This window comes from Acidimicrobiales bacterium (assembly GCA_022452035.1).
GTDB lineage: Bacteria > Actinomycetota > Acidimicrobiia > Acidimicrobiales > MedAcidi-G1 > UBA9410.
In genome coordinates, this window is record JAKURV010000010.1 from 1 (window position 1) to 12161 (window position 12161).

At 68.2% G+C, this 12161-nt stretch carries 13 protein-coding genes and 1 tRNA gene; 2 read left to right on the forward strand and 12 right to left on the reverse strand.

All coding sequences use genetic code 11. The features are described from left to right. The 3 genes from MK181_04935 to MK181_04945 form a co-directional block, all read right to left on the reverse strand. On the reverse strand, nucleotides 1-728 hold a 728-nt coding region (locus MK181_04935; protein ID MCH2419142.1), incomplete at its 3' end, for a biotin/lipoyl-binding protein. Nucleotides 729-789: 61 nt separating this feature from the next. Then, nucleotides 790-1548, reverse strand: coding sequence for a hypothetical protein (locus MK181_04940; GenBank protein ID MCH2419143.1), 759 nt, complete (start codon nucleotides 1546-1548; stop codon nucleotides 790-792). Next, nucleotides 1545-2456 (reverse strand): hypothetical protein, encoded by a 912-nt coding sequence (locus tag MK181_04945; GenBank protein MCH2419144.1) that lies wholly within the window; start codon nucleotides 2454-2456, stop codon nucleotides 1545-1547. Before MK181_04945 ends, MK181_04940 begins: the two co-directional genes overlap by 4 nt. Nucleotides 2457-2649: 193 nt before the next feature. Between MK181_04945 and MK181_04950 the strand changes: the two genes are divergently transcribed. After that, complete coding sequence (locus tag MK181_04950) at nucleotides 2650-3879, forward strand: hypothetical protein (GenBank protein ID MCH2419145.1); 1230 nt, start codon at nucleotides 2650-2652, stop codon at nucleotides 3877-3879. Between the two features lie 54 nt (nucleotides 3880-3933). Here MK181_04950 and MK181_04955 read toward each other — a convergent pair. The 6 genes from MK181_04955 to MK181_04980 form a co-directional block, all read right to left on the reverse strand. Continuing rightward, nucleotides 3934-4007, reverse strand: a tRNA-Ala gene (locus tag MK181_04955). A 60-nt stretch (nucleotides 4008-4067) separates the two neighbouring features. Continuing rightward, nucleotides 4068-4526 carry a hypothetical protein gene (locus tag MK181_04960; GenBank protein MCH2419146.1) on the reverse strand — a complete coding sequence of 153 codons (459 nt, stop codon included), beginning with the start codon at nucleotides 4524-4526 and terminating at the stop codon, nucleotides 4068-4070. A gap of 155 nt (nucleotides 4527-4681) precedes the next feature. Then, the gene (gene moaC / locus MK181_04965) at nucleotides 4682-5113 is read right to left on the reverse strand and encodes a cyclic pyranopterin monophosphate synthase MoaC (GenBank protein ID MCH2419147.1); all 432 of its coding nucleotides are present in this window, start codon (nucleotides 5111-5113) and stop codon (nucleotides 4682-4684) included. A 53-nt stretch (nucleotides 5114-5166) separates the two neighbouring features. Continuing rightward, entirely contained in the window at nucleotides 5167-6150 is a 984-nt protein-coding gene (moaA, locus tag MK181_04970) for a GTP 3',8-cyclase MoaA (GenBank protein ID MCH2419148.1), read from the reverse strand. Nucleotides 6151-6201: 51 nt separating this feature from the next. Then, nucleotides 6202-7401, reverse strand: coding sequence for a molybdopterin molybdotransferase MoeA (locus MK181_04975; GenBank protein MCH2419149.1), 1200 nt, complete (start codon nucleotides 7399-7401; stop codon nucleotides 6202-6204). A gap of 13 nt (nucleotides 7402-7414) precedes the next feature. Beyond that, nucleotides 7415-7990: a glycerol-3-phosphate acyltransferase gene (locus MK181_04980; protein ID MCH2419150.1), complete on the reverse strand. Its 576-nt coding sequence runs from the start codon at nucleotides 7988-7990 to the stop codon at nucleotides 7415-7417. A 106-nt stretch (nucleotides 7991-8096) separates the two neighbouring features. Between MK181_04980 and MK181_04985 the strand changes: the two genes are divergently transcribed. Continuing rightward, nucleotides 8097-8456 carry an FmdB family transcriptional regulator gene (locus MK181_04985; GenBank protein MCH2419151.1) on the forward strand — a complete coding sequence of 120 codons (360 nt, stop codon included), beginning with the start codon at nucleotides 8097-8099 and terminating at the stop codon, nucleotides 8454-8456. 32 nt (nucleotides 8457-8488) lie between these two features. On the opposite strand, the gene MK181_04990 is transcribed toward MK181_04985, so the two are convergent. The 3 genes from MK181_04990 to MK181_05000 are packed head-to-tail and all read right to left on the reverse strand — an operon-like array spanning nucleotide 8489 to nucleotide 12094. Next, nucleotides 8489-9310: an undecaprenyl-diphosphate phosphatase gene (locus tag MK181_04990; protein ID MCH2419152.1), complete on the reverse strand. Its 822-nt coding sequence runs from the start codon at nucleotides 9308-9310 to the stop codon at nucleotides 8489-8491. A gap of 14 nt (nucleotides 9311-9324) precedes the next feature. Continuing rightward, complete coding sequence (locus tag MK181_04995) at nucleotides 9325-10665, reverse strand: TldD/PmbA family protein (GenBank protein MCH2419153.1); 1341 nt, start codon at nucleotides 10663-10665, stop codon at nucleotides 9325-9327. A gap of 1 nt (nucleotide 10666) precedes the next feature. After that, entirely contained in the window at nucleotides 10667-12094 is a 1428-nt protein-coding gene (locus MK181_05000) for a TldD/PmbA family protein (GenBank protein MCH2419154.1), read from the reverse strand. Between the last annotated feature and the right edge of the window lie 67 nt (nucleotides 12095-12161).

Genomic DNA, 12161 nt, shown 5'->3' on the forward strand with positions numbered 1-12161 from the left:
ATGACCGGACGACCCTCTTCGACGACCACGGCCGCTGTGATCACCGACACCGTGGGTACCGGAGCATCAGCGACTGACACGGCGGCAGCCACGGCCATCGCGGACGCCGCCTGGTTCCCCTGGCCGTCAAGCGGGTCGGGCAGGGCCGGACCGATGCGCACCGACACGGCGTTGACCGGTCCAACCGTGTAGCCGGCCGGGTTCTGCTGGAGCGAGCCGGTCACCACCTCGTTGACCTCTGTGGTCGAGCCGGCATAGCCATGGTCGGCCTGCCAGGCAGCCAGTCCCGACCGGGTCTCCTCGGTGTAGAGGCCGTCCACCACGCCAACCACATAGCCGCCGCCGTCTAGGACCTGTTCCAGTTGATGGACGTCATGTCCCTCGGAACCGACATCCAACTGGCGGTAGAAGGCGAAGTCCCCGGCTACGGCAACGGTCTGCCGGCCGTCAATGGTGAACAGGGGGTCACCGGCATTCACTGTCTGGCCGTCCTCTACCGCGATACCGCTGACCTGGCCGGCGGTGGCCGACGTGATCGTCTGCAACAGGTCGCGTCGCAGTTCCCCGCGCACCGTGATCTCGTCAGTCAGGGTCCGCACACTCACCGTCTCGGCGATGGCCCGGTCTACGCCGGGACCCGTCGGTGCCTCGTCGGCCCACGGCTGCCAGACGACTAGGCCGGCGGCCGCGCCACCGACCAGGATGAGCAGGGTCAGGATCTTTTTCATGCGCGGCCTCTCCGAGGGGAGTGGAGGGGGCCGTCAAAGCGGCACCCCGATCGGTAGGTAGTCACTGGTCGTCGTTCAGGCTTAGCTCGCTGATGCAATCTCGGATGTCACCCATGTCTAAGTCGCCGTCCGGCCCCCGGAAGTCGTCGCCGGGACCCAGCGAGCCTTCCTCGTCGGGCACCGGGTCACTCACAACCCAACCCTTCTGGCGGAGGCACCCCAACATGGCAATGAACTGCTCGTTGTCCTCCCGGATCTGGTCTGGTGTGCGGCCCGTCCGCGAGGTCTGGAACTCCTGCATGGCGGCAAGGATGCCCGACCGTCCCGCGCACAGCACTAGCGCATCGATGTAGGCGGGTTGGTTGACGGGGTCACCGGCTCCGAGTTCCGGGTTGGGTTGTCCGATGAAGGCAACGCCCTCGTCGGACAGGCAACCGTTGAACTCCTCTACAGCGTCCATCATCCGGATCCCCGGGTGGATTTCGTCTTCGGCCAGGGGGATCGTCTCCTTGGCCGGCTCCACTGTGGTCGTAGTAGTGGTCTCAACTGCCGGTTCCTCAGCAACACTCGTCTCCGAAGCCGTGGCCTCCTCAGCAACACTCGTCTCCGAAGCCGTGGCCTCCTCAGCTACCTCGATGGTCGTCGGAGCCACTGTCGTCGTGGTGGTCGTGGTCGTCGTTGTGGTGGTGCTAACCACGATCTCTGTGGGACCGTCCTCGGCAAGAAGGGTCACCGTCTGGGCCGTCTCACCGCCCCCACCGCAACCCGCGGCCACGAGGAGAAGGACGACCGGGGTCGACCACCGCTTGCAGTTCCTCACGATCCATTCTCCTGTTCTCCGGCCAGCGAAGTCTCGCTGACGCAGTCCCTGATCTCCCCGGTATCGACGTCTCCGTCGGCGCTGGAGAACTGGTCGCCGGGATTGAGTAGACCATTCTCGTCGGGTGAAAGCTCCCCGATGAGCCATCCCTTGGACCGCAGGCAGTCGGCCAAGAGGATGAAATTCTCGTTCTCTTGGCGGATCTCCTCCGGTGTCAGGTCGGACCGGGACGTCTGGAATTCCTGGAAGGCCTGGGAGATTCCGGTACGGGAGTTGCAGAACTGGAGGGCCTGGAGGTACGCGGGCTGGTTGACCGGGTCGTTGGCGCCGAGGTCGGGATTGGGAAATCCCATCCACTCGTAGCCCTCGGTAGCCAGGCAGGAGTTGAAGTCGTCAAGAGCTCCCATGAGTTTCACGCCCGGATTGATGTTCTCCTCGGCCAGGGGAACGGTCTCCTTAGTCGGGGTGACGGTCGTCGTAGTCGTCGTAGTTGTCGTGGTTGTCGTCGGGGCGACGGCCGTCGTGGACGTCACCTGAGCTTCGGCAGTAGTCGTAGGGGCGGGGGTTTCAGCCGCTGTCTCCGTGGATTCGTCACCGACTGACCGGTCGCCGTCGCTATCCGTCGCGTCGGTTCTGGCGGCCTCCGTAGGGGGCGCCGCGTCAGACGCGCTATCGGTCTCCTCGGAGGCTGGGGTTGCGATGACCGTCGTCGGGGTTACGGCCGCGATGGTCGAGGCAACTGGAACGGTGGTCGTGGCAGCACCGAACCCTGCCGGGACCACGATCTCGGTGGCCTGGTCAGCCGACAGGACGACCACGGACCGGGCCTTCTCGTGCGCTGGCCCATCGGCCGCGCAGGCCGCGAGGACCAGGAGCAGGCCGCAGGACGACCAGGCAAGGTGTTGCATCCGAGGGAACGCTAACGACGCCCGAACGGATGTCAGGTATTGGCCTAGTGAGGATCACTAAGAACATTCTCAGGGACCCGTGGTAGGGCGATGTTGGGGACCAAGGACGATTCCATTAGGTGCCGCCACGGGAGATAAGAGAAACGAAAGACCGAGCGTGGCCCGGGAGGGTAAGCCCTCCTAGCCTCGGCCCGTGGCCGACTTCTTCCAGAACGGGGTGATCGCCACCCTGCACGACCTTGGTCGCCGGACAACGGCGGACCTGGAGCAGGACCTGAAGGCGTGGAGCGACGACCGCCCAATGTCCCTGGTTATCCCGTGCCTGGTCTCCGACCTTGACGGCTCCGCCCTCGAGCGGATTCTCGACGAGTTGGCTGCCGTGCCGTACCTCGAGGAGGTGGTCGTCGGGCTGGACCAGGCCCACGCTGAGGACTTTGCCCGGGCCCGGAACCTCTTCTCACGACTCCCCCAGCACCACAGAATTCTCTGGAACGACGGGCCGCGCCTCCAAGCGTTGCAGGCCGAGCTCGCGGACCACGACCTCCCCCCGGGCCCGCCCGGAAAGGGGCGGAACGTCTGGTCCTGCCTTGGCTACTTCCTGGCCACCGGACGCGGAGAGATTGTGGCCCTCCATGACGCTGACATCCGTGACTACGACCGGTCCCTCCCAGCCCGCCTCCTCACACCGATTGCCCACCCGTCAAGGCGGTTCGGCTTTGCCAAGGGCTACTACCACCGGATATCGCGGGGGGCGGGCCCCGACGACCACCTATACGGGCGGGTGACGCGGTTGTTCGTCACTCCCCTAGTCCGCGCCCTGGCCGTCACCCTCGGCAACCGCCGCTATCTGAACTACCTGGACAGCTTCCGCTATCCGCTGGCCGGCGAGTGCGCCATGTCAATGGACGTGGCCGAAACGCTCCGGGTGCCGTCGGACTGGGGCTTCGAGATCGGGGTGCTGGCCGAGGTCTACCGCCGCCTCCCTGCCGGCCGGATCTGCCAGGTGGAGATGTCCGGGGCCTACGACCACAAGCACCGCGACCTCTCCTCCCACAACCCGGACAGTGGCCTCCACCGGATGAGCGTCGACATTGCCCGGGCTGTCTACCGGACGCTCGCCACCTCCGGGGTGGTGCTAACCGCCGAGGGATTCCGATCACTGGAGGCGGCCTACGACCGGACGGCGGTCGACCTCGTGGACCGCTACGAGGCCGATGCGGTGTTCAACGGCCTGGCCTTCGACCGGCACGCCGAGGAAGCGGCCATCCAGGTGTTCGCCGGGGCTGTGGTCCGGGCCGGTGAGGAGTTCCTGGAGGACCCGCTGGAGACCTCCTTCCTTCCCAGCTGGTCCCGGGTCCGGTCCGAGCTCCCCGACCTGCCGGACCGCCTGGTGGCCGCCGTGGAAGCCGACAACCGGACTTAGGCCCTCGTGCCGAACGCGAGCCGGCCCGCCGGTTTCGGCGGGCCGATGCTGCGGTGGAGGTGATGAGAATCGAACTCACGACCTCTACGTTGCGAACGTAGCGCTCTAGCCAACTGAGCTACACCCCCGCGAACGGGACGATCGTAGCGGGACGCCCTGTCGGACCGGCCGGGGCGCCGGGAGGGTCCTCAGTTGGCCTGTCGGCTCAGGACAGCCTCGTCGCGCATGGCCACCGAGCCGCTGTGGCCGACCACCAAGGGGCCGGCGGAGCGGAAGGGAACCACGGTAGCCGCCCGTTCGGCCTCCAACTGGTGTCGTTGAGTGACCAGCACCGCGTAAACCACGAGGACCACATCCACCAGGAAGTGCACCACCCAGACGGCGCCACCTACCGCTACGCCACCGAGGAAAGTGAAGACGGCTATACCGGCCATAGCCAAGAGGAGGTCACGTCGCCGGCGGCGAGCCGAGCCGACGTTGCCGGGCACCGAGGTAGCGGCCCTCCGCACAGACCGGAGCCGGCGGCCGTCGATGCGTCCAGCGGCCACAAGGGCCACCACCGGACGTCCGAGGCGGTGACGGTGTCTGACGACCTGCGGCCCGAGCACCGCCGCCCACAGCACTCCGAGCCCCAGCAGGATTAGCACCGGATTCTTCCCTCTCCGCCATCCGTGACGTACAGAGGCACCGTACCGCTCGACCCCTGTCAGATGGTGGATTTCCACGCGCGTAGAGCGCGACAATTCGCGCATAGCGCGCGTAAGCGGCGGGGCGGGACCTAGTTGGCGGTGGGCATTGACGGTCAGGCCGGGCGGTGCCAGTCGCCGGAGCGGCCTCCCGACTTCTCCACGAGGCCCAACGCCTCCACCTGCATGGCCCGGTCGCGGGCCTTGCACATGTCGTAGACGGTCAGGGCGGCCACCGAGCAGGCCGTCAACGCCTCCATCTCCACGCCGGTCCGGTCCACCGTCTCGGCCGTGGCCTCGATGTCTACCCATGAAGGGCCGGGGGTCAGGTCGACCTGCACTGAGCTCAACATCAGCGGATGGCAGAGCGGGATCAACTCGGAGGTCCGCTTGGCCGCCTGAATCCCGGCCACTCGGGCCACGGCCAGCACGTCGCCCTTAGCCACCGTGCCGTCGGCCAGGGCCTGGGCCGTCTCCTCCTGCATGGTCACCCTCGCCCGGGCCACGGCACGGCGTTGGGTGACCTCCTTGCCGCCCACGTCGACCATCCGGGCCCGCCCCTCGGAGTCCAGATGGGTGAAGCCCTCGTCGCTCACCGGACTTACCCGCCGATCTGGGACATGGACCGGGCCGGTCGGATGAACTCCACCTGGCCGATCCCGTGCCCGGCCCACTTGGCCCGGACTGCACCTTCCAGGAGTTCCCCCACCTCGTCGTCAGACGCACCGGAGCGCAGCAGGGACTGCAGGTCGAACTCGTCGACCGCGAACAGGCAGTTCCGGAACCGTCCGTCAGCCGTCAGGCGGATCCGGTCGCACGAGTCACAGAAACTCCGGGTCACACTGGCCACCACCCCGATCCGTCCACCACCGTCGACGTACCGGAAGCGGCTGGCCGGAGCCGAAGTCCTCGGTACCGGCTCCAGTGGGAAGGTCTCACCGATACGGGCCACGATCTCCTCCAGGCCCACCACGGCGTCGTCTGACCAGGCCCGGTCGGCATCCAGCGGCATGAACTCGATGAACCGGACCTCCACACTGCGATCCCGGCCGAAGCGGGCGAAGTCGACCAGTTCGTCGTCGTTGACGCCCCGCATGACCACCACGTTGATCTTCACGGGGTCCAGCCCCGCCTCGAGGGCGGCGTCGATTCCGTCCAGCACGCGGTCCAGGTCATCGCGCAACGTCATCTCGGCGAAGCGATCGGCCCGTAGCGAATCCAGCGACACGTTGATCCGGGTCAGACCGGCGGCGGCCAGGCCGGGAGCCATCCGGCGCAGGGTGGCTCCGTTGGTCGTCATCGAGAGGTCCACCGGTAGTTCGGAAAGCATCTGGACGAGGCCCGGCAAGTTGGCCCGAATGGTCGGCTCGCCCCCGGTGAGGCGGATGCTCTCCACGCCGTAACGCTCGACCAGTAGCCGGGCGGTGCGCGTGATCTCCTCGAAGGTAAGGAGGTCCTCGCGGTCCAGCCACTGCAGCCCCTCGGCCGGCATGCAGTAGGTGCAGCGGAAGTTGCACCGGTCGGTTACCGAGATGCGAAGGTCTCGGTGAACCCGCCCAAAGGTGTCGATCAACTGTCGGACCACGGGGCCAGCGTACGGCGCCGCATCGACGCCCGTTGTGGCCGGGCCACCGGGTCAACCCAGCAGCAGGACCTCCACCTCGTCGCCGTCCGTCACGCCGTCACCGTCGGGGAGCACGGCAAGGCCGGTCGCTGCGGCCATGGCCGTGAGCTGGTGGGAGCCTTGCCCCCCGGCCGAAGAGATGTAGGTCATGTCGTCACGGGTTGACACCACCACACGGGCGAAGTGGACCTTGCCGTCGGGCCGGCGCCGGAGGTCACCCTCGACGACGGCTCGAACCCGGGGGCGGTCCAAATCGCGACGGCCCGCCATGGCCCGCAGCGCCGGTCGGGCGAACAACTCGAAGGAGACCATCGAAGAGACCGGGTTACCGGGCAGGCCGAAGACCGGCACTCCGTCTACCAGACCGAAGGCCAGCGGCTTGGCGGGCTTGATGGCCACCTGCATCCATCGCATGTCGCCGATCCGGTCCAGCACGACCTTCACGTAGTCGAAGTCGCCCATGGATACGCCTCCTGAGGTGAGCACGGCATCGCACGTCGAGACGCCACCGCGTAATGCCGCCTCGATGGCCTCCTCGTCGTCGGCCACCCGGCCCAGGTCTACGCCGGTCACCCCCATCTCGTCTAGGAGCCCCAGCAGGGAGGGTCGGTTTGCATCGCGGATCTGTCCGATCTCCAGGGGGCCCACCCCGTCGACCAACTCATCTCCGGTCGAAAGCACACCGACCCGCGGTCGCCGCCAGGCGGCCACCCGGTCAACACCGATGCTGGCCAGCACGCCCAGGTGACCCGGCCCCAGTACGGTGCCTGCCGAGAAGACCGGATCACCGGGCTGGAGGTCTTCCCCGGCGGCTCGAATGTGGTTTCCCCCTGGCACCTCCACCTCGACCAGCACCGCATCGCCGTCTCCGACGGACTGTGTCCGCTCGACCATCACCACAGCGTCAGCCCCTACCGGCAGGGGGGCGCCGGTCATGATGCGCACGGCACAGCCCGGACCCACCTCCACGTCCGGAGCTGATCCGGCGGCCACCGTCCCGACGACACGTAGCTCGACCGGAGCGCCCACCGTGTCGGCCGCCCGGAGGGCGAAACCGTCCATCGCCGAGTTGGCAAACGGTGGCACGGCTTCGGGAGCTTCCACGGACGCTGAGATGGCTAGGCCGCGCGCCTCGACCAACGGCACCTCAGCGGCCACCGGACCAGGGCATCGGTCCAGCACGTGGGCCCGGGCGTCGGTCAATGAGATCACTGGCCGAGGATACTCAGAGGTTCCAGGAGCCTTCCTCGCCGGCCACTAGCCGGCGGATATTGGCCACGTGGCGTAACAGCACCAGGGCGCAGATACCCACCGCCACCAACACCTCGTCCAGACCCCTTCCTGTGGCCGCAACGGCGACCGGGAGAGCCACGGCGATGGTGATTGAACCCAGCGAAGCTTTTCCTGTTGTCCGGGCCATCAGGCCGAATAGAACGAAGGTGCCCGCAGCCACCACGGGGAACAAGACCAACGACCCGCCGCCTGCCGTAGCCACGCCCTTGCCTCCTCGGAACCGGCGGGTCACCGGGAGCACATGACCCAGCGTCGCCGCCGCCCAGCAGGCCAGACCCAGAGGCCGTCCACCGACCAGCAGGCCCAGGGTGGCAGCCCCCGCCCCCTTGCCGGCGTCGGCAAGGAACACGGCTAGACCGGCCCAACGGCCCGCCGTTCGATAAACGTTGGTGGCGCCGGGGTTCCCCGAACCGGCCGTCGTCGGATCTACCCCCTGACGTCCGGCGACCACTAGGGCTGACGGCAATGTCCCGAGCAGGTATGCCAGGACCACCAGGACGACGGGCATATGACCAGCATTCCCGACGGGAGACCGGGCGGGGCGGACCGCCGGTAGGATTCACGCCCGTTGCCGCCGTATGGACGACCGTTCCCCGGCGCGACGGCCAGCCACCATGCCGACCTACCAGTACCGCTGTAAGTCCTGCCAGAGCGAGTTTGAGGTGCGTCAGTCGTTCGCCGACGACGCTCTCTCCACCTGTCCGGACTCCGACTGCGGGGGTGCGGTAAGCAAGGTATTCAGTGGGGTGGGGATCTCGTTCAGGGGCGATGGTTTCTACAAGAACGATCACGGCTCCTCGGCCAAAGATCGCGGCGGCGACGCCGGTTCGACTACCAAGCCGGCGTCAGACTCCGGGTCGTCCGACAGCGGCACCAGTGACTCCTCCTCCGGCTCCACTGCCGAACCAAAGGGAACTGGCACGTCGGACTCGGGCGGTTCAACCGAAAAGGCCCCGGCGGCCACTTCCGGCTGACCACCCCGCCTTAACCTCGAGGACGCCGAAACTCACCGCAACGGTGTCGCTAGAAGGGCCAGCACCGTGAGGCCAGCCACCACGCGGTAGGCGGCGATCCCCCCGAAGCCCACCCGCACGACGAGGCGCAACACGAGGTGGACGGCCCACCAACCACTGACCGCCGCGGCCAGGGTGCCGACGGCGAACGGAGCCCACCAACCGGTGGGAACCGACAGGTCGAGAGCCGACACCAGCCCAGCTCCGGCAATCACCGGCAGGCTCATCAGGAACGCCAATCGGGCCGCCGCCTCCCGCTCCAGGTGCAGGCCCCGGGCCACCGACAGGACGGCTCCGGACCGTGACACCCCGGGCTGGAAGGCCAGGCCCTGGGCGACGCCCAGGAAGACCGCCTCGCCGAAGCTCAGGTCGGCGATCCCCCGGTCGCCCGGTCGGCGGTCAGCCAGCCACAGCACCACCCCGAAGGCGAGGAGGCACACGGCCACCAGCCAGGTGCGATCGCCCAGGTCGGTGGTCGTCCAGAGCACCCCGAGGCCCAGCAGGCCGGTGGGGACCGCTGTGGCGACCAGCAGGGCCGCCGTGCGACCGTCGCCGGCCAGCGGCCCCCGGACGACCAGCCACCGCAGGCCAGCCCTCCCATAGCGGACCACGTCGGCGCGCAGGTAGGCCACGGCCCCGACCAGGGTCCCCAGGTGGAGGGCTACATCGAAGGCGTTTTCCAAAGCGTCGTCGCCTCCGAAGTGGTCCCACCCAAATAACCATTGGACGAGGGCCAGATGCCCGCTGGACGACACGGGGAGGAACTCGGTCAGGCCTTGGACTAGGCCCAGAAGGATGGCGTGGAGAATCGGCATCCGGGTTGACGCACCTACATCCCGGAGACCGTGAGCTCGCCGATAACCAGAGTCACCCCGGCGGCTCGCATGGGCAGCCACCGGACGTCGTCCCCGATGGCCAACACGTCCAGGAGCATCTTCTGAATGGTCGAGGCGATCGTGAACTCCCGGACCGGCTCGGCCAGCGCTCCGCCACGGATGCGCAGGCCCTCGGCGCCGGTCGAGAAGTCGCCGCTAACCGCGTTGACCCCCGAGTGAAGGCCGGTGACCCCTTGGACCAGCAGACCGTCGTCAATCGCGGCGATCAGTTCGGCCGGCGGGCGGTCGCCCCCCGCCACGGCCACCGCCCGGACACCCACGCCGGGCGTCGACGAGTAGCCCCGAACCGCCGAACCAGTGGACACTGTCCCGGCCCGCCGGGCCGTCTCGCTGTTGTGAACGAACCGCTCCAGACGACCATCGGCCATCAGCACGTTTCGGCGGGTGGCCAGACCCTCGCCGTCGCTCCCGGTGGCCGTGTGGGCCGCCGAGTCGGTCGGGTCGTCCACCAAGGTCAGCAACGGAGCAGCGACGTCCTCGCCCAACCGGTCGGCAAACAGCGACCGACCCTTCTGCACCGCCTCGCCGCTGAGGGTTCCTCCCACGATTCCCAGGAACTGGGCACTGACCCACGGATCCAGCACCACAGTCATCCGACCGGAGGGCGGCTTCACGGCCCCCAGCATCCGGGTGGATCGCTCAGCCGCGTCGGCGGCGGCCTCCTCCACATCGAGGTCAGCCGGCTCCCGCCCCAACGAGAACCCGAAGCCGGTCTGCGTCTCGCCATCCTGTTCAGCCAACGCATAGGACGACAGGAAGCATCCGGTCTCCCGGCCTGTCACCAGGATCCCGGTCGTGGTGGCCACGGCGCTCTCCGAGATGGAGTCCGAGTAATCGGCTGACTCCACGCCGCTGATGCGAGGGTCGGCGGCCCGGGTCCGGCGTTCCAGATCCAGGGCCAGAGCCACCTTGGCCTCGGTCGGGTGGTCAACCAGCGTCGCCCGGTAGAGGTCCAGCTCAGCGGCCTCCACGCCGTCCGGCTCAGCCAAGGCGCAGTGCTCGTCCGGTGTGGCGAACGTCAAGTTGTCCCTGGCCTCGGCCAGAACCTCGGCCAGGGCGTCTGGATCTAGAGTCCCCGCGTAGGCGAAGCCCTGGCGGCCGTCGCGGACTACCCGGACGCCGACCCCCTGGGACTCGGCCGAGGTCAGCGACTCGACCTCACCCTCATAGGCGCGTACCTCGGTCTCCCGCTCGTGGACGACCACCGCCTCCACCTGCTCGCCCTCGTCGGCCCAGCCGACGATTCGCTCCGCCAGGTCCAACAGCTCGGGCACCTCAGGCCGCCGTCCCACCCACCGTCAGGCGGGACACCCGCAAGGTCGGTGTCCCGTCTCCGACCGGTACGCCCTGCCCGTCTTTGCCGCAGGTCCCGGGCGACCCCATGGCGAAGTCCCCGGCGATGGCGTCGATGTCGAGGAGAACCGCCGGGCCGTTGCCGATGAGGTTGCCCTCCCGGATAGGCGCCGTCAGTCGGCCATCTTCGATCAGGTAGGCCTCGGTCATCCCGAACACGAAGTCGCCGGTAGCCGTGTTGACCTGGCCACCACCCAGCTGGGCCACGTACACCCCATGGTCGGTTCCAGCCACGATCTCCTCCGGGTCGTCGTCGCCAGCCTCCAGGTAGGTATTGGTCATACGGACCATCGGGAGGTACCGGTAGCCCTGGCGGCGGCCATTGCCTGAGCTGTGCCGCCCCTCCTTCCGGGCCCGCAGGCTGTCCCACATGTAGTCGGTCAACTCACCGTCGCTGATCAGCACGTTGCGTTGGGCAGGCCGGCCCTCGTCGTCGACGGCGTAGCAGCCCCACTCCCCGGTCATGGTGCCGTCGTCCACCAAGCTGACCCCGGGGGCCGCCACCACCTCGCCTCGCCTCCCGGCGAACACCGAGGCAGACTTGGCGATCAGGTCGGCCTCCAGGCCGTGCCCGCAGGCCTCGTGAAACAGGACGCCGCCGCCGCCCGGGCCAACGACCACCGGCATCTCACCGCTGGGGGCCGGTACGGCATCCAACTTGGTCAGGGCCCGCTCGGCCGCCCGGCGGGCCAGGTCTCCCACGTCGACCCGGTCGAACAACTCGAAGCCCACGGTGTGGCCCACCGATTCGCGGCCGGTCTGGAGGCCCGAGTCGCCGCTGGCTACGCAGGACACCGAGAACAGGGTCCGGACTTGGCGGTCCCCGGTCAGTAGGCCCTCGCTATTGGCGATCTGGATTCGTCGTTGACTGTCGGCGTAGCGGGCCGTGACCTGTGTGATGGCACCATCTCGGGCCCGGGCCGCCTCGTTGGCCTCGGCCAGCAACGCCACCTTTCGGTCCTTGGCCACGTCGGACGGAAGAACCTCCACCACGGCCGATGGCGGACCTGACGGCCTGTCGAGGACCACCTCGCGCACTCCTCCACCCCCACCCCGTGCAGCGGCTGAGGCAGCCGCCGAGGCGGCCCGCAGGCTGGTCGGCGACAGGTCGGCTGTGTGGGCGAACCCGGTGGTCTCCCCAACCACCACCCGGATCCCGGCACCCCGGTCCCGGCCACTAGCCATCTCCTCGATGCGGCCGTCGTCGAGGAGCGCCGAGGTTGACCTCCGGTCCTCCACGAACACCTCGGCGAACTCACCTCCCGTGGCCAGCGCCTCGCCTAAAACGTCCTGCAGTAGTCGGGGGTCCACCATCGGCTCGATCCCCGCCCCAGCGATCCGGTCCTTCATCTACGCCTCCGTCTCATCTCTCCGCCAGCCGGCCGGTCTTCACCGACTCAGGGCGGATGCGTAGGGT

Excerpts from the sequence above, each read along its gene's own strand:
- MK181_05000 (MCH2419154.1), bottom strand. The coding sequence starts at position 12,094 with ATGAAGGACCGGATCGCTGGGGCGGGGATCGAGCCGATGGTGGACCCC.
- MK181_04945 (MCH2419144.1), bottom strand. The coding sequence starts at position 2,456 with ATGCAACACCTTGCCTGGTCGTCCTGCGGCCTGCTCCTGGTCCTCGCG.
- MK181_04990 (MCH2419152.1), bottom strand. The coding sequence starts at position 9,310 with ATGCCGATTCTCCACGCCATCCTTCTGGGCCTAGTCCAAGGCCTGACC.
- MK181_04980 (MCH2419150.1), bottom strand. The coding sequence starts at position 7,990 with ATGCCCGTCGTCCTGGTGGTCCTGGCATACCTGCTCGGGACATTGCCG.
- moaC (MCH2419147.1), bottom strand. The coding sequence starts at position 5,113 with ATGGTCGACGTGGGCGGCAAGGAGGTCACCCAACGCCGTGCCGTGGCC.
- MK181_04985 (MCH2419151.1), top strand. The coding sequence starts at position 8,097 with ATGCCGACCTACCAGTACCGCTGTAAGTCCTGCCAGAGCGAGTTTGAG.